Source organism: Streptomyces sp. NPDC040718, assembly GCF_055593565.1.
The window spans coordinates 289,561-309,776 of the sequence record NZ_JBVIXO010000006.1; the positions used below are offsets into that span (position 1 = coordinate 289,561).

Annotated in this window: 13 protein-coding genes; 7 read left to right on the forward strand and 6 right to left on the reverse strand. The window is 75.3% G+C overall.

Going from position 1 to position 20,216, the window contains the following annotated elements; translation table 11 throughout:
• Window positions 1-7 precede the first annotated feature (7 nt).
• The 5 genes from ACZ597_RS18265 to ACZ597_RS18285 are packed head-to-tail and all read left to right on the forward strand — an operon-like array spanning window position 8 to window position 6,134.
• Window positions 8-874 carry an alpha/beta fold hydrolase gene (locus ACZ597_RS18265; RefSeq protein ID WP_471330846.1) on the forward strand — a complete coding sequence of 289 codons (867 nt, stop codon included), beginning with the start codon at window positions 8-10 and terminating at the stop codon, window positions 872-874.
• 2 nt (window positions 875-876) lie between these two features.
• Window positions 877-2,055 carry a glycosyltransferase gene (locus tag ACZ597_RS18270; RefSeq protein WP_471331329.1) on the forward strand — a complete coding sequence of 393 codons (1,179 nt, stop codon included), beginning with the start codon at window positions 877-879 and terminating at the stop codon, window positions 2,053-2,055.
• The gene (locus ACZ597_RS18275) at window positions 2,052-3,929 is read left to right on the forward strand and encodes a class I SAM-dependent methyltransferase (protein ID WP_471330848.1); all 1,878 of its coding nucleotides are present in this window, start codon (window positions 2,052-2,054) and stop codon (window positions 3,927-3,929) included. The genes ACZ597_RS18270 and ACZ597_RS18275 overlap by 4 nt, the downstream gene beginning before the upstream one ends.
• Window positions 3,926-4,828 (forward strand): galactokinase, encoded by a 903-nt coding sequence (locus tag ACZ597_RS18280; protein WP_471330851.1) that lies wholly within the window; start codon window positions 3,926-3,928, stop codon window positions 4,826-4,828. Before ACZ597_RS18275 ends, ACZ597_RS18280 begins: the two co-directional genes overlap by 4 nt.
• 58 nt (window positions 4,829-4,886) lie before the next feature.
• Complete coding sequence (locus ACZ597_RS18285) at window positions 4,887-6,134, forward strand: alkaline phosphatase family protein (RefSeq protein ID WP_471330854.1); 1,248 nt, start codon at window positions 4,887-4,889, stop codon at window positions 6,132-6,134.
• Here ACZ597_RS18285 and ACZ597_RS18290 read toward each other — a convergent pair.
• Both ACZ597_RS18290 and ACZ597_RS18295 read right to left on the reverse strand, forming a co-directional pair.
• Window positions 6,121-8,265, reverse strand: coding sequence for an MMPL family transporter (locus ACZ597_RS18290; RefSeq protein WP_471330857.1), 2,145 nt, complete (start codon window positions 8,263-8,265; stop codon window positions 6,121-6,123). The genes ACZ597_RS18285 and ACZ597_RS18290 overlap by 14 nt on opposite strands.
• Complete coding sequence (locus tag ACZ597_RS18295) at window positions 8,253-9,869, reverse strand: hypothetical protein (protein WP_471330860.1); 1,617 nt, start codon at window positions 9,867-9,869, stop codon at window positions 8,253-8,255. Before ACZ597_RS18295 ends, ACZ597_RS18290 begins: the two co-directional genes overlap by 13 nt.
• 257 nt (window positions 9,870-10,126) lie before the next feature.
• Between ACZ597_RS18295 and ACZ597_RS18300 the strand changes: the two genes are divergently transcribed.
• Together ACZ597_RS18300 and ACZ597_RS18305 are read left to right on the forward strand one after the other, a co-directional pair.
• Window positions 10,127-10,540, forward strand: a complete 414-nt coding sequence (locus ACZ597_RS18300; RefSeq protein ID WP_471330863.1) for a rodlin — start codon at window positions 10,127-10,129, stop codon at window positions 10,538-10,540.
• Window positions 10,541-10,696: 156 nt separating this feature from the next.
• On the forward strand, window positions 10,697-14,065 hold the full coding sequence (locus tag ACZ597_RS18305) for a DUF4132 domain-containing protein (RefSeq protein WP_471330866.1): 3,369 nt from the start codon (window positions 10,697-10,699) through the stop codon (window positions 14,063-14,065).
• A gap of 1,032 nt (window positions 14,066-15,097) precedes the next feature.
• Here ACZ597_RS18305 and ACZ597_RS18310 read toward each other — a convergent pair.
• From ACZ597_RS18310 to ACZ597_RS18325, 4 genes are read right to left on the reverse strand one after another with little or no spacing between them, the layout of a single operon-like run.
• Window positions 15,098-16,351 carry an ATP-binding protein gene (locus ACZ597_RS18310; protein ID WP_471330869.1) on the reverse strand — a complete coding sequence of 418 codons (1,254 nt, stop codon included), beginning with the start codon at window positions 16,349-16,351 and terminating at the stop codon, window positions 15,098-15,100.
• Window positions 16,348-17,640, reverse strand: a complete 1,293-nt coding sequence (locus ACZ597_RS18315) for an ATP-grasp domain-containing protein (RefSeq protein ID WP_471330872.1) — start codon at window positions 17,638-17,640, stop codon at window positions 16,348-16,350. Before ACZ597_RS18315 ends, ACZ597_RS18310 begins: the two co-directional genes overlap by 4 nt.
• The gene (locus ACZ597_RS18320; RefSeq protein WP_471330875.1) at window positions 17,637-18,875 is read right to left on the reverse strand and encodes an ATP-grasp domain-containing protein; all 1,239 of its coding nucleotides are present in this window, start codon (window positions 18,873-18,875) and stop codon (window positions 17,637-17,639) included. The genes ACZ597_RS18315 and ACZ597_RS18320 overlap by 4 nt, the downstream gene beginning before the upstream one ends.
• Window positions 18,872-20,188, reverse strand: coding sequence for an MFS transporter (locus tag ACZ597_RS18325; protein WP_471330878.1), 1,317 nt, complete (start codon window positions 20,186-20,188; stop codon window positions 18,872-18,874). Before ACZ597_RS18325 ends, ACZ597_RS18320 begins: the two co-directional genes overlap by 4 nt.
• Window positions 20,189-20,216: the final 28 nt, after the last annotated feature.

A 20,216-nucleotide genomic window follows, 5' to 3' on the forward strand; every position in this document is an offset into this window, starting at 1 on the left:
GCCCGCCGTGGCCTTCGTCCGCGCGGGGTCCCTGCGCTTCCACGTCCAGCGGCTCCCGGCCGCCGCGGCCGCCCCGGCGGCCGGTCCCGGCCGACCCCTGGTGGTGTTCCTGCACGGCCTGGTCGTCGACAACCTGTCCTCCTTCTACTGCCCGGTGGCCCTGCCGGTCGCCCGGGCCGGGCACGAGGTGCTGCTCTACGACCTGCGCGGCCACGGCCGCACCGAGCGCCCGGCCGACGGCTACGACAGCCGCAGCGCCGTGCGGGACCTGTTCGGGCTGCTCGGCGCGCTGGGCTTCGGCCGGCGCCCCGTGCACCTGGTCGGCAACAGCTACGGCGCCACCCTGGCCCTGCACGCCGCGCTGGCCCGGCCCGACCTGGTCACGGGGCTGACCCTCCTCGAACCGCCGCTCAGCGGGGCGTGGGTGGAGAACATGGTCGACACCCTGTCGGCGGCGGCGCTGAGCCTGGAGGACAGCCCGGTGCCCGCGGAGCTCCTGGCGCTGCGCCTGCGCAAGGCGGCACATCTGACCGCCATCGCCGACGACCTGCTCAACCGCACCTCCCTGATCGACGACATCGCCGGGAGCCGCGCCTTCACCCCGGCCGACTACGCCCGGCTGCGCTGCCCGGCGCTGATCGTCTGCGGCGAGCACTCCGAACTGGTGCCGGGGGCCCGGGAACTGGCCCGGCACGCGCCGGGGGCGGAGCTGCGGATCCTGCCGGGCCTGGGGCACGACGTCCTGAAGGAGAGCAGCGGGGTACTGCGGGATGCCGTCCTGGCCCATCTCGACGCGACGGCGACGGCGACGGCGACGGCCGGCGTGTCCACGGTGGCCGCGGGCCGGCCGCGGGCGGGAGCTCTGGTCCCGTGAGGGTGCTGTTCGCGGTGCCGCCGCTGGCGGGGCACGTCAATCCGACCGTGGCCGTCGGGGCCGAACTGGCCTCGCGGGGGCATGAGGTCGCCTGGACCGGGCCGGCCTCCGCGCTGGCCCGGCTGCTGCCCCCGTCGGCGCGGATCCTGCCGGCCGGCGAGGAGGCCGAAGGCGGCGGCTACGCCGCGCTGCACGAGCGGTGGCGGGATCTGCGCGGGGTCGGTGCGCTGCGGTTCCTGTGGGAGGAGGCCCTGATCCCGCTGGCGCGGGCGATGGTACCGGGGGTGACCCGGGCGGTGCGGGCCTTCGCCCCGGACGTGGTGGTCTGCGACCAGCAGGCGCTGGCCGGGCCGCTGGCCGCCCGGCGGGCCGGGGTGCCGTGGGTGACCTCGGCCAGCACCTCGGCCGAACTCACCGATCCCTTCGGCGGCTTCCCCAAGGTCGGGGAGTGGGTGGCCGGCCAGGTCGCGGGGCTGCTCGCGGAGTTCGGGGAGGGCGGTGGGGACGGCGGGCCCGGCGGCGGATGGGACCCGCGCTTCTCGGAGCTGCTGGTGCTGGTGTTCTCCACGCCGGAGCTGCTGGGGCCGCGCGCCGCCTCCGCTCCGCACCACGCCTACGTCGGCCCCGCCTTCGGGGCCCGGCCGGCCGCGCCCGGGTTCCCGTGGCGGCGGCTGGATCCGCGGCGGCGCCGGGTGCTGGTGTCCCTGGGCACCCTGAACCAGGAGGCGGGATCCCGCTTCTACCGGGCGGTGCTGGGGGCGGCCGAGCGGCTCGCGCCGGAGGTGCAGCTGGTGCTGGCGGCGCCCGACTCGCTGGTCGGGGAGGTGCCCGGCCACGTACTGCTCCGGCCGAGCGTCCCGCAACTGGAGCTGCTGCCGCACCTGGACGCGGTGGTCTGCCACGGTGGCCACAACACGGTCTGCGAGGCCCTCGCGTACGGGCTGCCGCTGGTGGTCGCCCCGATCCGCGACGACCAGCCGATCGTGGCCCGGCAGGTCGCCGACGCCGGGGCCGGGGTCCGGGTGCGGTTCGGGCGGACCGGGGCCGAGGAACTGCGGGACGCGATCACGGCCGTGCTGGACGATCCCGGCCCCCGCCGGGCCGCCCGGCGGATCCAGGCCTCATTCGCCGCGGCGGGCGGGGCGGCCGCCGCGGCCGACCGGTTGGAGAAGCTGATATGACGCCGCTCGCGATCCCCCGGGTCCGCTGGACCTCCGCGGTGCTGCTGGCCGCCCTCGGAGCGGGCACCGTACGGGCCGGCCGCCGCTTGCGGGCGGTCCCGGTGCTGCCGGCCGCCCCGCCCGTGTCGGCCGGGGTGCCGGGGGCGGCCGGGTGGCGGCTGCTCACCGCCCGCGGGGTGGAGCCGGACTCGGCCGTCTTCCTCTCGGCCTGCGCGTACGCGGACCGGGAGGGGCTGCGGGTGCTGGACCTGCTGCCCGGGGACCTGCCGGCCGAACGGGCGCTGGGGCTGCTGCGGCTGGTGGACCCGGCCCGGTACCGGGGGGACCGGCTCGGGGAGGGGCGGGGCGCCGGGTTCGCGGTGCTGGTCGCCGAGGAGGTGCTGGAGCGGGCCGGAGCGGCGGGTCCGGACGGGCCGGGTCCGGACGCCGGCCCGGCGGAACTCCTCGCGCTCACCCGGCGTTTGAAGGAGTACGCGGCAGGGGCGACGGGGCTGGCCATCGCCCCGGGGCTGAGCTGCGGCCCGCTGCCCGGGAGCGCCGGCGGGCCGGGCCGGGCCGCCGAGCTGCGGGCGCAGGGGCTGCCCGCCGGGGCGCTGGCCGCCGCCCAGCTGTCCGGGCTGGCAATGCTCGCCGCCGTCGCCCTGCGCCAGGGCCGGTGGGGAGCTGCGGCGGCCGGGCTGTACTGGCTCCAGCCGTACCTGGTCCTGGGCGGGCCGGGCTCCCCGCTGCGCCCCGCCGATCTGGCCCGCGCCACCGCCGCCCGGCCGGTGCGTTCCCTCGGCGCGGCGCTGCGTACCGCCGTGGCGGCGGGCGGCTCCCGGGGGGCGGATCCGGGCGCCGCCGCGGGGGCGGCCGCGGCGTACCGGGCCGAACTGGCCGGGGGGACGGGGCGGTTCTTCGAGGAGCGGCGCCCCGACTGCCCCTGGTGCGGCTGCGGGCCGCTGTCGGTCCGGGTGCGGGTGCCCGACCTGCTCCAGGGCAAGCCGGGCACGTTCGCGCTGGAGAGCTGCGGGGCCTGCGGGCACGTCTTCCAGAACCCCCGGCTCACCCCGCAGGGGCTGGAGTTCTACTACCGGGACTTCTACGAGGGGCGGGGCGGCGAGGGGGCCGGCACGGTGTTCGGCCGGCTCGGCGCCTCCTACCGGCGGCGGGCCGAGATGCTGCTGCCGCACACGGTCCCGGCGTCCTGGCTCGACGTCGGCACGGGCCACGGCCACTTCTGCAACGCGGCGCGGGAGGTCTGGCCCCGGACCCGCTTCGACGGGCTGGACATGGGCGACGGGGTCTGCGGGGCGGAGGCGCGCGGCTGGGTGGAGACGGGGTACCAGGGCCAGTTCCCGGAGTTCGCCCCGAAGCTGGCCGGCCGGTACGAGGTGGTCAGCATGTACCACTACCTGGAGCACACCCGGGATCCCCTCGCCGAGCTCGACGCGGCGGCCGCGGTCCTGCCGTGCGGCGGTTACCTGACGGTCGAACTCCCCGACCCGGAGTCGCGGATGGCGCGGCTGCTCGGTCCGGCGTGGTTGCCGTGGTTCCAGCCGCAGCACCAGCACCTGATCCCGGCCGCGAACCTGCGGGAGGCGCTGGCCGACCGGGGGTTCACGGTGCTCGCGGAGGAGCACGGCCCGGCCCACCAGGGCAACGACTTCTTCGGGGCGGTGGCCCTGACCGCGGCACGGCTGGCCCCGGACCCCGACCGGCCGTGGGGGCCGCCTCCCACGGCGGGCGCGCGGGCGCTGGCGGCTGCCGTACGGGTGGCGTCCGTGCCGTGCTTCGCGGCGGCGTCGGTGCTCGACGCGCTGCGCACGGCGGCGGCCCGGTACACCGACGGCGGGAACGCGTACCGGATGCTGGCCCGCAAGGACGTGCCGTGACGGCGGCCGCCGGGGGCGACCTGGCCCGGCGGGCGACCGCCGACCCGCTGTTCCGGCTCGTCGCCTACGCCCTCGAAGCCGCGCACGGCCGGCCCCCGGCGGCCGTGTGGAGCGCGCCCCACGCCTTCCACCTGGGCTCCCCCGGGCTGGTCGCGGCGGCCGGCTGGCCCGCCGCCGCGGCCGCGGCCCCGCGCACCGACGGGATGGTCCGGCTCAGCTCGCTCGGGCACCCAGCCGACGGCTGCGACCTGCCGCTGACCCTGTCCGGTCCGCCGCCCGCCGCGCCGGCCTGGGCGGTGCGGCCGTACGCCGTGCTGCGGGCGCTGGCCCGGGCGGGCCACGGCCGCGGAGGGACGGACCTGCACGTGCAGGGCTCGCTGACGGCCGCCGCCGGGCTGTCCACGGCGGAGCCGGCCGACTGCGCGGTGGCGCTGGCGGTGGCCGCCGTACACGGCCCGCCGGGCGGGGAGCCCGACCGGAAGCGGCTGGCGCGGCTGCTGGCCGGGGCGCTGCCCGAAGGGGACGACGCGCTGCGCCGGGCGGTGCTCTTCGCCCGGCCCGGCGAGGCCCTGCTGCTCGGCACTCCGGCGGGGCGGCGGCGGTACGTCGCCTTCGACCCGGCCGCCTCGCGGGCGCGCCTGGTGCTGGCCGCCGTACGCGGGGAACCGGCCGACCGGCCCGCGGAGCTGGCCCGGACCGTCGCCCTCGCCCGGCGGGCGGGGGCCCTGAGTGCCTGGCCGCCCGGCGGCCGGCCGGAGCGGAGCGTGCTGCTCCTGCTGCCCGAGGCCCGGGCCGCGGCGGTTCGGGCGGCGGTCGCGGAGGACTTCCGCGAGCGGGGACGGCCCGTACCGCGGTTCCTGAACATCGCCGTGGCCGGGGCCGCCCGGCGTGAGCACTGACCCGTCCGGCCCCTTCATCAGTCAACTCCCCAACTCCGTGAACGAGGAGGAACACCCCATGCCCGTTCCCTCACCGGGACCCCGGCGTCCCGTCACCGTGGCCGCGCTGGCCGCGTTCAGCGCGCTCGGCCTGCTGGGCGCCGTCACCGTCGCCAGCTCCCAGGCCGCCGAGAGCGGTCCCACGGCGCGGGCGTCGGCGGCCGCCGGACTGCCGTCGTACGACCACGTGGTGGTCGTCGTGTACGAGAACAAGCAGTTCGGGGAGATCATCGGGAGCGCCAACGCCCCGTACATCAACCAGCTGGCCGGCGGCGGAGCGAGCCTGACCGGGATGAAAGCGCTGACCCACCCGAGCCAGCCGAACTACTTCAACCTCTTCTCCGGCTCCACCCAGGGCATCACCGGGGACGGCTGCTACACCCCGCAGTCGATGACGGCCTCGAACCTCGGTCAGGAGCTGATCGCGGCCGGAAAGACCTTCGCCACGTACAACGAGGACCTGCCGTCGGAGGGGTCCACGGCCTGCACCAGCGGCCAGTACGCGCAGAAGCACAATCCGTGGTTCGCCTTCAAGAACGTGCCGCTGAACACCGGGAAGACCTGGGCGCAGTTCCCGCGGAACGACTTCTCGGCCCTGCCGGACCTGTCCTTCGTCGTCCCCAACCAGTGCAACGACATGCACTCGTGCTCGGTGGGCACGGGCGACACCTGGACGAAGAACAACATCGACGCCTACGCGCAGTGGGCGAAGGCCAACAACAGCCTGCTGGTGCTGACCTGGGACGAGGACAACTACCTGGGGTCGAACCAGATCGCCACCGTCTTCTACGGGGCGAACGTGAAGACGGGCACGTACGCGACGGCGTTCAACCACCACCATCTGCTGCGGACCTTCGAGGACCTCTTCGGCACGGCCACGCACGCGGGCAACGCCGCCAACGTCCAGCCGATCACGGAGGTGTTCACCGCCTCCACGACCCCCACTCCCACTCCCACTCCCACTCCCACACCGACACCGACACCGACACCGACACCCACGCAGGGCGGACTGGTGCTGGCCAACCCGGGCCCGCAGACCTGCAAGTTCAACCAGTCCTGCACCGTCCAGCTCAGCGCCACGGGCGGCAAGGCCCCGGTCCGGTACGCGGCCACGGGCCTGCCGTGGGGGCTGAGCGTCGACGCGGGCACCGGACGGATCAGCGGGAAGCCGTGGGGCAGCGGAACGGTCCAGGTCACCGCGACCGCGACCGACGCCACGGGCGCCACCGTCACCGCCGCGTTCCCGCTCACCGTCAACTGGTTCTGACGGGGGCGTCCTCGGGGCGGCCGGTCCGGAGGACGGGCTCCGGCGGTGCCGGGCGGGGACGGCGGAAGGGGCGGGGGGACCACCAGTTGGCGCGGCCCAGGAGGGTCATGGTGGCGGGGACCAAGAGGCAGCGGACGAGGGTCGCGTCGACCACGACGACGAGCGTCAGGGCGACGGCGAGTTGTTTCATCACCAGCACCTCCCCCGTCGCGAAGCCGGTGAAGACGACACACATGAGCAGCGCCGAGGAGCTGATGATGCGGGCGGAGCGCTGTACGCCCGCCTCGACGGCGAGGTCGTTGCCGGCGCCGGCCCGGTAGAGCTCCTGGATGCGGGAGAGCAGGAACACCTCGTAGTCCATGGACAGGCCGAAGGCCAGGGCGAACACGACCACCGGCAGCCAGTAGCCCAGGCCGCCCAGGGTGTGGACGCCCAGGAGTCCGGCGCACCAGCCGTCCTGGAACACCAGGACGAGAGCACCGAAGGAGGCGCCGAGGGACAGGGTGTTCATCACGATGGCCTTGAGCGGCAGCAGCACCGAGCCGGTCATCGCCAGCAGCAGGACGTAGCTGGTCAGGGCGATCAGGGCGGCGGCGCGCGGCGCGTGCTCGACGACCTCGGCCCTGAAGTCGGCGTCGAGCGCGGCCCGTCCGGTCACCCAGACGGGGAAGTCCTCCGGGCGGTCCGCCCGGAGGCGTTCGACCAGGCGGGTGGCGGTGGCGGCGTCCGCGTCGGGCACCGGGACGAGGCGGACGACGGAGACCGCCGGGCCGGCGGCGCCGGCGGGTTCGACCCGCTGCACCTGCGGGGCGTCCGCGAAGCGCTCCGCCCAGGCGGTCAGGCGGGCGGGGCCGGTGCGGGCCACGACCACGACGGCGTCGGGCCGGTGCTGGGGGAACCGCTCGGCGACCAGGTCGGCGAAGCGCCGGGCCTCGGTGCCCGGGGGCAGTTGCAGCTCGCCGACGGGGCTGACGAGGTGGACCCGCAGGAAGGGCGCGGCGGCGGCGAGCAGCAGTACTCCCACGCCGACGGCGACGGCCGGTGCCCGGCGGCGGGTCCAGCGGGCCAGCGCGGCGAAGGCGCCCTCGTCGGCCTCCCGGTCGGCGCGTGCTCCGATCCGCTTCCCGCACGCCGCCAGCAGGGCCGGGGTGAGCGTGACGGCGGCTGCGAGCGACAGCAGGACGGTGCCCGCCGCGGCCAGGCCGACGGAGGCGTAGAAGTCGCTGGGGAAGGCGGCCAGTCCGCTGAGGGCGGCGGCGATGACCAGCGCGGCGAAGAGGACCGAGCGGCCGGCGCTGCCCATGGTCCGCACCACCGCCTCCGGGACGTCGTGGCCCGCGGCGAGTTCCTCGCGGAAGCGTCCGACGGTGAGCAGGGAGTAGTCCACGGCCAGGCCCAGGCCCACCATCGTGGTCGTGGACAGCACCGGGGAGGTGAGGTCGTACCAGCGCGACAGCAGCAGGAGCCAGAGCATGCCGGTGCCCAGCGTGGCGACGGCGGCGAGCAGCGGCACGGCGGCCGCGACGAGGCCGCCGAACAGGAGGTACACCACCACCAGGGTCACGGGCAGGGTGATCAGTTCGGCCCGCCGGGTGTCGGCCACGGTCCGCCGCGCCACCTCGGCGCGCGCCCGTTCGCTGCCGCCGAGGGTCACCGCGACACCGGGCAGGGTCCGGTGCACCGCGCGCAGCCGGGCCGCCACCGCCCGCTCGCAGCGCCGGCGTTCCTCCCCGGCCAGGCCGCGCTCCAGCCGTACGGAGAGCAGCGCGGCCCGGCGGTCGGGCGCGTACGCCCCTTCGGTGAGGGGGGTGACGGCGTGCACGCCGGGGATCGCGGTCAGGTCCCGGCGTGCGGCGGCCAGTTCCCGCCGCAGGGCCCGGCCGGTCACCGGCGCGCCGGACACCACCGCGTCGATCTGGCTCCCGTACGGGCGGACGCCGTCCAGCAGCCGGTTGCCGCGTACGGATTCGTGCGCGGCCACGCTCCAGGGCCGCCGGTCCAGGCCGTCCATCACCGGTCCGGCGGCGCCGGCTCCGACGCCGAGGAGCAGCAGCCACAGCAGCAGCACCGGCACGCGGCGGCGTACGCAGACCAGGGCGATCCGGGCGGGGACCGTGCTCAGGGGGCGCATCGGCGGCCTTCCGAGAAGTAGCCGGAGCCGATGGTGACGTCGCCGGGCTCCCGGACGGTCAGCCTGGCGAACTGCCCCGTCCCCCGCATCGGTTCGAGGCATCCGGCGTCCGCCGACAGCCAGGGCGAGTCGACGATCCGCACGGTCACCGTGCCGGGGCGGGGCATGTGGACCGTGATCCCGGCCGCGTGGGAACCGCGCACCGTGGCCGGCGGGTCCACGAGGGGAACGGCGTCCCGGACCCGGTAGATCCGCCAGTGCCGGTCCCGCCAGACCGGCTCCAGGTAGGACGGTCGGGCGGTGACCAGGGCGTGGTCGGCCTCGGAGGCCGCGTCGGGCGGGCCGTCGTGCAGGACGACGAAGCCCACGGCCCAGCGGTCGAGCCAGGCACGGTAGGCGCGGGGGGCGAGGTGGCCTTCGTAGAAGAGGCGGCCGCGTTCCACGTCGGCCTGCCGGTTCCAGCCGCGTGCCAGCGAGAGGTGCGGGGCGAGGACGGCGGCCTCGCGGTGGCTGCGCGCCATGACCGCCTCCACCCGGGTGCGGTCCGCGCCGAGCCGGCCCAGCTCCGTGATGACCCCGTCGGCCCCGGCGGCCCACGGGGGGACCCGTACCGTGTCGCCGAGGTGGGCGGCCGTGTTCCCGCCCACCCAGGCCAGGCAGAGGGCGAGGCCGGCCGCGGCCAGGGAGCGGCGCGGCCGGTCGGGGGCCGTCGTGACGGCCGCGAGCAGGAGGGCGGGCGCCGCGAGGTCGGCGAGCCTCTCGACGTTCGTCCCCATCGGGGAGGCGACGGCGTACGCGAGGAGGACGGCGGCCGCGTACAGCGCGGCGGTGCGCCTGGCCCACCGCCAGGCGCGCGGCGCGGCGGCGAGGACCGCCAGGGACATCAGCAGCGGGGGCCAGACCCGCTCCAGGGGCATGGGCTGTTCGCCCCGGAACGGGAAGAGCCCTGCCGTCAGGGCCAGTACGGCTGCGGGGGGCACGAGCAGTGCGGCGGCGCGGGCGGCCCGCCGCCGGGGGGCGGGCAGGAGTGCCGTACCGGTCAGGGCGAGGAAGAGCCCGGCGACGGGGCTGGCCATCGTGGAGAGGGCGGCACAGGCGGCGGTGGCGGCGAGCCGCCCGCCGCGGCCGCCGGCCCGCCGGGGCAGGGCTCCCAGTACCGCGGCGAGCGCGAACGCGATGCCCAGGACGAAGGTCGTCCGCCCCGAGGCCACCTGGCACCACAGGGCGAGGGCCGCCGCCAGCGCGGGCCGTTGGGGCGCCCGGACCCCGCTGCGCGCGCACAGCAGCCCGGCGAGCCAGGTGGCCGTCAGCCCGCCCGCCACGGTGACCGGGACGACGCCGAGGACCGCCATGGCGTAAGGGGAGACGAGGCTGTACGCGGCGGTGTGCAGCCCGCCGTGCCAGGCGAGGTTGTACGCGGAGCCGGGGTGGTGGGCGGCGAAGCCCGCCCACGCCGTCTGGGCCGCGAGGTCTCCTCCGCCGGTCGCGAGGACGGCCGCCCACAGGGCGTACAGGGGCAGCGCGCAGCCCGTGGCGGCCAGTGCGGTCCGGGTGGGGAGGGGTACGGCGACCGGCGCCCGCCCGGTCAGGGCGACAGAGGTCATGGGCGGCTCCGGTCAACGTGGGCGGGGGGCGGCGCGGGGCGCGGGGGCGGGGGGCTTCCCCTTCCAACGACGGCCGGGGGCCGGTGTCGCGGTTTTCCGGCACCGGGCACCCGGTCGGCGCCCTCGGGGCGGGGCCGGACGGGCCGGCGCTCTGCCATTCGGGTGACGCACCGCCACGTCTGCGGCCGCGCTCCCGTTACCAGCACGAACTCCCCGATCCGGGGCTCGTTTCGGCTACAGCGAAGGAAAGCTCTCGAATGCTGAAGAAGATGATGGTCACCGCCGCAGCCACCGCCGCCGCCGTCGGCGCGGGTGCCGCCGTCGCCGCCCCGGCCATGGCCATCGGCAACGACAACGGGATCAACACCGTCAACGGCAACGGTGCTCAGCAGATCTACGGCAACCAGAAGACCGCCGGCGACATGAGCCCGCAGCTCAGCGCGGTCCAGGGCACCCTGAACAAGCCCTGCATCGGCCTGCCGGTCAAGGTCAACGCGCAGTCGCTGCTCGCCCTGATCGCGAACATCGGGGTCCAGGACATCAACGTCCTGGCCAACCCGCAGAACCAGCAGTGCACCGAGAACTCCACCCAGGCCAAGGGCGACGAGCCGCTCTCCCACATCCTGAGCAACATCCCGGTCCTCTCGGGCAACCTCTCCGCGGGCAGCTGAGCACCGGTCTACCGCCGCTGAGCGGGCCGGCCGTGGACGTCCGCACGAACGTCCACGGCCGGCCCATCCGCGTTCCCGCCGCCGCTCCCCCGGCCGGTTGTCAGTGGCGCCCGCTACTGTTCGATCAACCGATCAGTTGGACAAGGGGAGGGCGTCATGCGGCGCGGGGAGCACGTCGACGGGCCCGGGGCGGCCGCCGTACCAGGGGGTGAGGACTTCTTCGTCCTGCCCGAGGCCTGGAAGCGGAATCTCTACCCGAGACGCGGCGGGGCCCCTGCGGACGTTCCGCCCGTCGACGGGGAGGCACCGCGGAGGCTGCGCGAGTGGCTCACAGCAGACGCCGAGTCGGTCGAGCGGGCGGTCGACGCTCCGGAGACCGGGCCCGAGCTGGTCCCGGCGGCCCGCGCCCATCAGGCCGGGAGCCCGAGCCCCCTGGGCGCCGCCGTGCTGGCGGAGGCGCTGCCGCCGCGGGCGGGCTGGGCCGAGACGATCGCGGACGCCTGGGCCGGGGCGTACGGCCTGCCGTTCGCGGCCCGCGCCGCCGTCGAGGCGGTGGAGCTGAGCACCACGTCGGTCGTGCAGGGGAGCCGGAGCGTCGTCGAGGGCATCGGGCTCCGCCCCGAGGACGAGGGCAACGGCTGGAGGCGGCACCGTGCCGTCCCCGTCCTGCACAGGGTGCGCGCCCTGCTCGCCGCCGCCGACGAGGAGACCTACCGGGACACCGTCCAGGCGCTGGGCCGCCACCGGAGCAGCCCCCGCCGGCGCGTGACGACCGCGTTCCTCGTCCCCACGGAGCAGGGGTGGGTGGACGAGTGCTGCGCGGACCCCGCCACCCGCGAGCACCACGAGCGCCCCGTACGGGAGCTGCTGGTGTGCTCCCTGGGATCCGCGCGTCAGGCCGCCCTGTTCGGCGACCGGGTGGACCTGAGCTGGCATGGCTGGAACCCCGCCGTCATCGCCACCGTGGCCGAGGGCGTCGGCGTGGCCGTGGCCCCCTGGCTGGCCGCCGACCTCGACCGGGAGAACGCCGACACCGAGGACATCAGGAGACTGGCCGGCGCCCTCTCCGAGCTGCCCACGGACGAGGCCTTCGGTTTCCTCGCCGACCGGGTCGAGAACAAGTACGTACGCGCCGCCCTGGTCGCCGCTGCCCAGCGGCACCCGCTGCGCGCGCTGCGCGTGCTGGCCGGCGCCTCGCTCGGGCCGGGCCGGGCCGCGACGACGGCCGGGCTGCTGCTGAAGGCCCATGTGGCCGCGCACCGGGAGGCGGCGCTCGCCGCGCTGCCGGATCTGGCGGAGCCGCTCGCCGGGGCCGTCGGGCCGCTCGTGCACCGGGAGCTGGTCGAGGAGGCCCCCGTCGAGTCGCTGCCGCCGCTGCTGACCAGCCCGCCCTGGGCGGGCCGGCGTAGGGCCGTGAAGCCGCGCGTGGTCGGCGGGCTGGCGGCCGCACCGGGCACGGCCGTCGTCTGGCTGCCGGGCGAGCGGGAGTCGTGGGCGGGGGCCGAGTCCTGGCTGACGCGATGGCAGCCCCACGCTCCGATGGAGCAGCTCGTCCAGCAGCTCCGGGCCGGGCGGCTGCACGCCTGGAACGCGGTCGGGGTGTTCGTCCAGGGACCGCTCGACGAGGTCCGGCCGCTGCTCGCCGGATGGCACGGGCCCGCCCACTCGTGGGAGGGGCTGGCGGTGTTCAAGCCGCTCGTGGCCCGGCACGAGGAGGCGGCGCTCCCGGTGGCCCTGCGGATGGCCGGCGCCAACCCGGCCACGATGGCTCCGGTCCTGCGGCCCTTCCTCGACGCGGACGTGGCCCGGCTGATGGCGGACTGGCTGGTGCGGCTCAAGGCCGCGGGCGAGACGGCCCGGACCTGGTTCGTCCGGCACGGGGCCGGCGCCGCCCGGCTGCTCGTCCCCGACGCGGTGGGACCGCTCGGGCCGGAGCGGACCGCGGCCGAGCGGGCCCTGACGGTGATCGCCTCGGCGCACGGCGCGGACGCGGTGCGGGAAGCCGCGGCGGCGTACGGGCCGGAGGCGGCCGGGGCCGTCGAAGCACTGCTGGGCGTCGCCCCCCTGGTCGCCGCGCTCCCGGCGAGGATGCCCAAGGCGCCGGCCTGGGCCACCGTGCCGGCGCTCCCGCAGATCCTGCTGAAGTCGGGCGGTGCGCTGCCCGGTTCCGCCGTGGACCACGTCGTCACCATGCTGGCGCTGACCACTCCCTCCTCGGAGTACCCGGGGCTGGAGCAGGTACGGGAGCTGTGCACGCGGCAGTCCCTGACGGCCTTCGTGTGGGAGCTGTTCACGCAGTGGCACCTCGCCGGCATGCCGCCCAAGGAAACCTGGGCGCTGCACGCGCTGGGCCGGTTCGGGGACGACGTGACCGTCCGCGCGCTGACCCCGGTGATCCGGGCCTGGCCGGGCGAGGGCGCGCACCAGCGCGCGGTCGACGGCCTGGAGGTCCTCGCGTCCATCGGCAGCGACCTGGCCCTGCTGAGCCTGCACGGGATCGCGCAACGGGTGAAGTTCAAGGCGCTGAAGCTGCGCGCCCAGGAGAAGATCACCGCGGTCGCGGCGGAACTGGGGCTGACCGCTGCGGAGCTGTCGGACCGTCTGGTGCCGGACCTCGGGCTGGACGCGGACGGCGGCACGGTGATCGACTACGGTGCGCGCCGGTTCACGGTCGGCTTCGACGAGCAGCTCAAGCCGTACGTGCTGGACGAGGACGGCCGCCGGCTGAAGGACCTGCCCAGGCCCGGTGTCCGTGACGACGCGGAGCTGGCGCCCGCCGAGCGCAAGCGGTTCGCCGCGCTGAAGAAGGACGTACGGGCGATCGTCCCGGACCAGGTGCGGCGGCTGGAGGCCGCGATGGTGGAGGGCCGGTCCTGGACGGGCGCCGAGTTCCGGCAGCTGTTCGTCGGCCACCCGCTGGTGTGGCACCTGGTGCGGCGGCTCGTCTGGCTGGTGCGGGACGGGGAGTCGGTGACCGCGTTCCGCGTCACCGGGGACCGTGCGTACGCGGACGTGTCGGGCGGGGTGGTGGAGGTCGCGGACGGGGCGGTCGTCACCCTGCCCCATCCGCTGCGCCTGGGGGACGGACTGGCGGCCTGGTCGGGGCTGTTCGCCGGCCAGGGCGTCGCGCAGCCGTTCCCGCAGCTCGGCCGGCCGGTGCTGGCCGTGACCGAGGAGGAGGCGGGCGGCGAGCGGCTCACCCGCTTCGAAGGCGTCAAGGTGCCGGTGAGCAGGCTGCTCGCGCTGCAGAAGCGCGGATGGGAGCGGGGCGAGCCCCAGGACGCGGGCGTGGAGCGCTGGTTCTCGCGCCGGCTGGGTCCGGAGCGCCATCTGGTGATCGGCCTCGAAGAGGGGATCGCGGTCGGGATGATCGGCGAGTTCCCCGACCAGACGCTGGAGACGGTCTGGCTCGACACCATGCCCTGCGACTACTGGTGGTCCCGTACGCACCCGCTGAAGTTCGCCGACATCGACCCGGTCCTGGTCTCCGAGGTGCTGGCCGACCTGACGGAGCTGACCGCGTGAGCGTCGGCGCCCGCCCCCGGCAGGGGGCGGGCGCGCGGGCGCGACAAGAAGGCCCCGGTCTCCGCGAGGAGGCCGGGGCCTTGTCAGAGCGCTGGGCAGGCCTTGCACCTGCATTCCCCCACGGGAAGTGGGGTGTCTTTCCTTGGACCACCAACGCATGTCCCGTCCCCCGCGTTCCGCGGCGGCGAGCACGAGGTCGACTATAGCGCAGACCCGCAGGTCAATGCACGTGCCCGCTGGTCGAGAATGGCACGGTCGCCGACGAAGGAGGTTTCCGATGGCGCCGCGCCTCACGCGCGTCGCGGCGGTGGTCGCCGCCCTGCTGGCCTGTGGGACCGTCAGCACCGCCTGCGGGCCCGCGACCCGGTCGGGCCCGCCCCGCGCGCAGCCGCTGACCGAGGCCGAGCTGATGTCCGTGCTGCCCTCCGGGAGTGACCTTCCGGGCTACGTCACCACGGCCCGCGGGCCGGCCGCCGCGCCGTCCGCCTCCCCCGCCCCGGTCAGCCGACTCGCGCCCGGGCAGCCCGAGGAGTGCCGCCCCCTGGTCGACTTCGAGCTCAACCACGGGGGGCAGCACAGGCCGGCGGCCAGGGTCCTGGCCCAGGTGTCGCCCCGCGGCGGCACCTCGGGTGAGCACGGGAACACCGACCGCGCGAAGCTGAGCTCCGTGACGCTGTCGAGCCACACCCTCGAAGAGGCCTCGGCGGTGATGGAGTCCCTCGGGAAGGCCGTGCCGCGGTGCCGCGGGTTCCTGGTGTACACCCTGAACTACGGGGACCAGGACGCCCGCGTCGTGGTCGCCGAGCGGCGCGCGCCGGCCGTCGGGGACGAGGCGGTCGCCTTCGACTGGACCGTACCGGGCATCGCGATGCAGCAGACGGTGCCCGTCACGGTCGTCCGTACCGGCGGGGTGATCGCCACGTACTCCGGCGCCGTCCCGGCCGGCATCCCCCAGGGGCAGCACCAGCGGCTGCGGAACTTCCTCTCGGGGTCCGGGAATGAGGGCGTGTCTTTCGGATCGGGCCCGGGGTGTCAGTCGATCACGATCTCCGCCTCGAACCGGGCGCCGAGGGCGCGCAGCCGCCGCTCGCACTCCTCACGGGTCGGCGCCGACAGCACCGCCGCCGCGAGGAAGTCCGAGGACAGGGCCGCCTCCGCGAGGACCTCGCCCGGTTCCGCGAAGACCCCGTAGTACTGCACCCAGGGCTCCTCCGGGGTGACCGGGATGCCGCGCACGGTGCCGGGCCGCTTCATCATCAGGACCTGGCCGGCCATGCGGACCGGCTCCAGCCGGGCGCCGTCCGCGAGCCTGGCCAGGGCGGGCAGCCGCAGTCCCGTCTGGGCCCGCGTCGCCAACTCCACCGGGTGCAGCCCGAACACGGCGTCCAGCACCTCCCGGATCCGGGCGCCGGCCGGGCGGGAGGCGACCTCGCAGACGACGAGGCGGTCGTCGGGGGTGTGGAAGACCTCGGCGTGGAAGGCGTAGTCGGCCGGGCCGCCGAGGGCGGCGAGCGCGGTGTCCGCCAGCTCCAGCAGACGCGGGGTCAGCGGGTCCGAGGGGTCCAGGGTCAGGTCCACGCGGGCGCCGGGATCGGCCTGGAAGGAGGACAGCTCGTACTGGTACTGGGACGGCCAGGCCATCACCGTGCGGCCGCCCGCGACGACTCCGTCCACGTGGCACATCCTGCCCGGGACGTACGCCTCGACCAGCAGGTCCTCACGGGGGTCGGCGCCGGGTGCGAAGGCCTCGGCCAGGTAGGCCTCCAGCCCGTCGGCGGACCTGACGATCCTCAGCCCGATGGAGCCGAAGCCGTCGCGGGCCTTGAAGACCAGCGGCAGCCCGTGCTCGTCGGCGAAGTCCCGCGCCTCGTCGGCCGTGCCGGGCAGGGCGTGCGGGGCGACCTCGACGCCGGCCGCCGCCAGCCGCCGCTTCATCAGGGCCTTGTCCCGGAAGGGCAGCACCTCGTCGGGCAGCTGTCCGGGCAGGCCGAACTTCTCCCGCAGCCGGGCCGCCCGCATCAGGTCCGCCTCGTGGGCGGCGATGACATGGGTGACCCGGTACTCCTCGGCCAGTTCCAGGGCGGTGCGGTCCAGGAGTTCCTCGTCCTCGAAGTCGTCGAGCACGACCAGCCGGCGGTAGCCGCCGTCGCCGTCGGGGACCTGCTCGCGGGAGCCCTCGATCCGGTCGCGGGCAACGATCATCACCACGCCGCCGTCGAGTTCGGCGAGCCAGCGGTCGTACGGGAACGGCGCGAGCGGGAACCGGTGCAGTACGAGCGCGGTCACGCCGCGACCTCCAGGTCCTGGACGTCCGCCGGCGCCTCGGCCGGGGTCACGTCGATCCGGATCTGCCCGGTCAGCCGCTCGCACAGGGCGATCGCGGCGTCGGTATCGGCCGCCGTCACGGCGGCGAAGCCGAGCCGGTCCCAGTTGTCCCGCAGCGGGCGCACCGGGTCGCCGGGCGCCACGGAGACCTCCACGGCGAGGACGTCGGGGCGGGCGGTGAGCTCCTCCACTCCGGAGACGGCCGTGACCGTGCCGGGGTCGCGGAGCACGAAGCGGGTGCAGGCTCCGGCCCGGGCCTCGGGGGACTCGGGGAGCGCCTCGACCAGGCCGAGCGGCCAGGCGACGCCGTAGCCGAGGAGGTCGATGCCGTAGGCGGCCTCGACCAGTTCGTTGATGTGGCCGCCGCCGACCCGGTTGTGGGACTCGATGACGACGGGGCCCCGGGAGCCGAGGCGCAGCTCGGTGTGGCTGGGTCCGTCGGTGACGCCCATGGTGTCGAGGAAGTCCTCGACGGCGGCCGTGACCCGGGCGTGCGCGTCCGGTGCCAGACGGGCGGGCAGGGCGTGGCCGAGTTCCGCGAAGTGGGTGTCGTCGACGAGCTTCTCCGTCACGGCGATCACCACGTGGCGGCCGGCGAAGCTGAAGGCCTCCACGCTGTACTCGGGCCCGTCGAGGTAGGACTCCATCAGGAACTCGCTGACGGTGTAGAGGGTCGAGCCGCGGTCGGTGCGCCGGCCGCGCAGCTCCTCGATCCGCTCCCAGGTGGCGTCCAGTTCCCCGGGGCCGGAGACGCGGATCAGGCCGAAGCTCGCGGTGGCGTCGGTGGGTTTGACGATGAAGGGGTAGCCGGCGAGGGCGGCGAAGGCGTCGAGGGAGGCCCGGTCGGTGACCCGGTCCCAGTGGATCGACAGCTTGCCCTGATCGGTGAGGTGCTGCCGCATCAGGAACTTGTTGCGCATGCGGCGGCTGGCCTCGGGGCCGGTGCCCGGGAAGCCGAAGTGGGCGTTGAGGCGGGCGGCCATGTCGAGCCCGGCCTCGGTGAGGGAGGCGATCGTGTCGAAGCCCCACACCTCGCGGGAGGCCTCGGCGAGCGGCCGTACGGTGTCCCAGTCGGTGTAGTCGACCATCAGCAGGACGTCGGCCAGCCCGGTCTGATAGGCGTTGATCTTGTCGGGGTGCTGGAGGAGCACCACCCGGACGCCCAGCGCCTTGGCTCGTTCGAGGTGCTGGTCCGTGGCGCCGACGAGCAGCAGGGTACGGTCCGCGGCGCGCGCGGTCGGGGCGGTCATCGCAGTGCTTCCTTCTGGGTCTCGGTGGTCGTGGTGCGCAGGGCGGTGTGGGCCGCGGCGATCCGCTCGGCGGCCTCGGCGGGGGTCGGCGCCTCGACGACGGCGTAGCCGTGGCGGGTGCCGGAGTCGGTGGTGCGGGGCAGGACGTCGCCCGGCGCGTAGGGGAAGTGCACGCCGTGCACGTGGTCCCGGGCGCGGAGCTCGTCGAGGCCCTCGACGGACTCCAGGCGTCCGGCGGGGAGCTGGAAGAAGCCGATGGAGGCGTACCGGTGGGGTGCGGGGGCGCTGACGTCCTGGCCGGCCAGGCCGCGGAAGATCGCGGCCTCGATGTCGTAGCCGGTGGCCACTTCCACGAGCAGCGGGATCCGGTCGCCGCCGAGGCGGGCCTGGGACTCGACGACGCGCGGCCCGGCCGGGGTGAGGATGACCTCGGTGTGGGCGGGGCCGAAGGCGTAGCCGGCGAGGTCGAGCAGGGCGGTGACGGTGTCGCGGACCGCGGCGGCGTCGGCGGGGTCGAGGGGGGCCGGGTGGATGTGCCCGGTCTCCACGAATCCGGGTGCGCCGGTGGTCTGCTTGGCGGTGATCCCGACGACGTGGTGGGTGCCGCCGGCGGTGAGGGTCTCGACGCTGAACTCCGGCCCTTCGAGGTACTCCTCGATGATGAAGGGGCCCTCGAAGCCTCCCGCCTTGACCCGCTCGGTCCATTCGTCGAGGTCGGCGGGGGTGCGGACCAGGGCGATCCCGCGGCTGCCGGCCGTGTTGGTGGGCTTGACCACGGCGGGCAGTCCGAACTCGGTGAGCAGCGGCTCGACTTCGCCGAGGGTCTCGGCCCGGCGGGCGCGTACGGCCGAGACCCCGCTCGCGTTCAGCAGGCCGCGCATCGCGTGCTTGTCGTTGAGCAGCCGTACGGACTCGGCGGTGTTCGGCGACAGTCCGAGGGCTTCGGCTTCGGCGAGCACGGGAGCCATGGTGGCCTCGCTGCCCAGGTGCAGGACGTACCGGACGTCGTGCTCGCGGGCGAGTTCGGCGACGAGGGCGCGCAGGGCCGCCTCGTCGCCGAAGTCGACGAGGGCCAGTCCCCGCGAGTGCGCGGCGACCTTGTCGAGGTATGCGGGTGCCCGCAGCTTGGGGTCCCAGATCGACCAGACCTCGAAGCCGGCTTCGACGGCCTTGCGTACGAGCTGCTCGTAGGGCATCACCATCAAGATGCGGCCGGACTCGCGGGGCTGGGTCATGAGGTGGCTCCGTTCCCGGCCTGCGCGGTCGCCGGCGCGGCGGCCGGCGGCGCGGCCGCGGGTTCGGGCTCCGCGGCGGTGCGGTGGGATTCGCGCAGCGGCAGCAGGGAGCGGTAGACGAGGATGGCGCCGAGGCCGAAGGCGCCGTAGAGGAGGCTCATGCCGACCGGGGAGAGGAAGGCTCCGACGGTCACGCACACCGAGCCGATGAGCAGGCCGATGCGGGGTACCAGGCCGTAGGCGGCGAGGTATTTGGTGCGGGCGGCCGGATCCACCAGGTCGGCCAGGATGGCCTGCTTGACCGGTACGTTCGCGATCTCCCCGAGGGTGAACACGACGGCGGCGGCGATCAGGATCCAGCCGCTGTTGCTCACGGCCAGGACCATGTGGCCGGCGGTGAAGACGGCGATGCCGGCGTAGAGGCGGACCCGGTCGGACAGCTTGCGGAACATGCTGCCGGTGAAGAGGGCGAAGCCGACGACCAGGACGGTGTTGACGGCCCGGAGGATGCCGAGCATGGCGACCCCGTCCACGGAGGGGAACCAGCGCTCCAGGCCGGCCAGTGCCTGCTCGGGGAAGTCGTCGGCGAGGCGGACGGCGATGTAGTAGCCGATCTGGACCTCGACGGCCCGGGTGAGGATCGCGGCGCCCACGAGCCTGAGGAACACCCGGTCCCGGGAGACGGCGAGGTAGCCGCGGAGCATGGCGGGGATGCCGGACGTCTGTTCCCCGGCGGATTCCGGGGCGCTCTCGGCGATCCGCCACCAGGTGACCAGGGCGGTCGCGAGGGACAGTACGGCCGCGCCGGCCAGCAGGAGGGCGAAGTGGTCCCCGTAGAAGAAGCCGCCGATCAGGGCGCCGGCGGTGAACGCCATGTTGATCGACCAGTAGTTGACCGTGTAGACGAGCTGCCGGTTCTCGGGGGTGGAGACGTCGATCATCATCGCCTCGGCGGCGGGGGTGGCCGCGCTCGCGAGACAGGTGTTGAGCAGGAAGAGCGCGAAGGTGGCCGCTCCGGACTGCCACCAGGGCGAGTTGGCCAGGGCGAGCAGTGCGAAGGTGAGCGTGGCCCCCACCTCGCCGGCGACCATCAGCGGCTTGCGGCCGTGGACGTCGGCGAGGTGGCCCCCGACGAAGTTGCTGGCGATGCCCGCGGCGGCCACGGCCATGGTCAGCACGCCGGCCGCGGCCGCGCCGTACAGCGTGGCGAGGTGGATGACCATCAGCGGCATCAGCATGATGCCGAGCATCCGCTGGACGAATCCGATGCCGAGCCTCAGCTTGATGTTCGGATGGAGCTGACGGAAATTCACGCCGGGTTCCTTCGAGGAGTGGGGGACG

Excerpts from the sequence above, each read along its gene's own strand:
- ACZ597_RS18315 (WP_471330872.1), bottom strand. The coding sequence starts at position 17,640 with ATGACCGCCCCGACCGCGCGCGCCGCGGACCGTACCCTGCTGCTCGTC.
- ACZ597_RS18290 (WP_471330857.1), bottom strand. The coding sequence starts at position 8,265 with ATGCGCCCCCTGAGCACGGTCCCCGCCCGGATCGCCCTGGTCTGCGTA.
- ACZ597_RS18300 (WP_471330863.1), top strand. The coding sequence starts at position 10,127 with ATGCTGAAGAAGATGATGGTCACCGCCGCAGCCACCGCCGCCGCCGTC.
- ACZ597_RS18275 (WP_471330848.1), top strand. The coding sequence starts at position 2,052 with ATGACGCCGCTCGCGATCCCCCGGGTCCGCTGGACCTCCGCGGTGCTG.
- ACZ597_RS18305 (WP_471330866.1), top strand. The coding sequence starts at position 10,697 with ATGCGGCGCGGGGAGCACGTCGACGGGCCCGGGGCGGCCGCCGTACCA.
- ACZ597_RS18320 (WP_471330875.1), bottom strand. The coding sequence starts at position 18,875 with ATGACCCAGCCCCGCGAGTCCGGCCGCATCTTGATGGTGATGCCCTAC.
- ACZ597_RS18285 (WP_471330854.1), top strand. The coding sequence starts at position 4,887 with ATGCCCGTTCCCTCACCGGGACCCCGGCGTCCCGTCACCGTGGCCGCG.
- ACZ597_RS18295 (WP_471330860.1), bottom strand. The coding sequence starts at position 9,869 with ATGACCTCTGTCGCCCTGACCGGGCGGGCGCCGGTCGCCGTACCCCTC.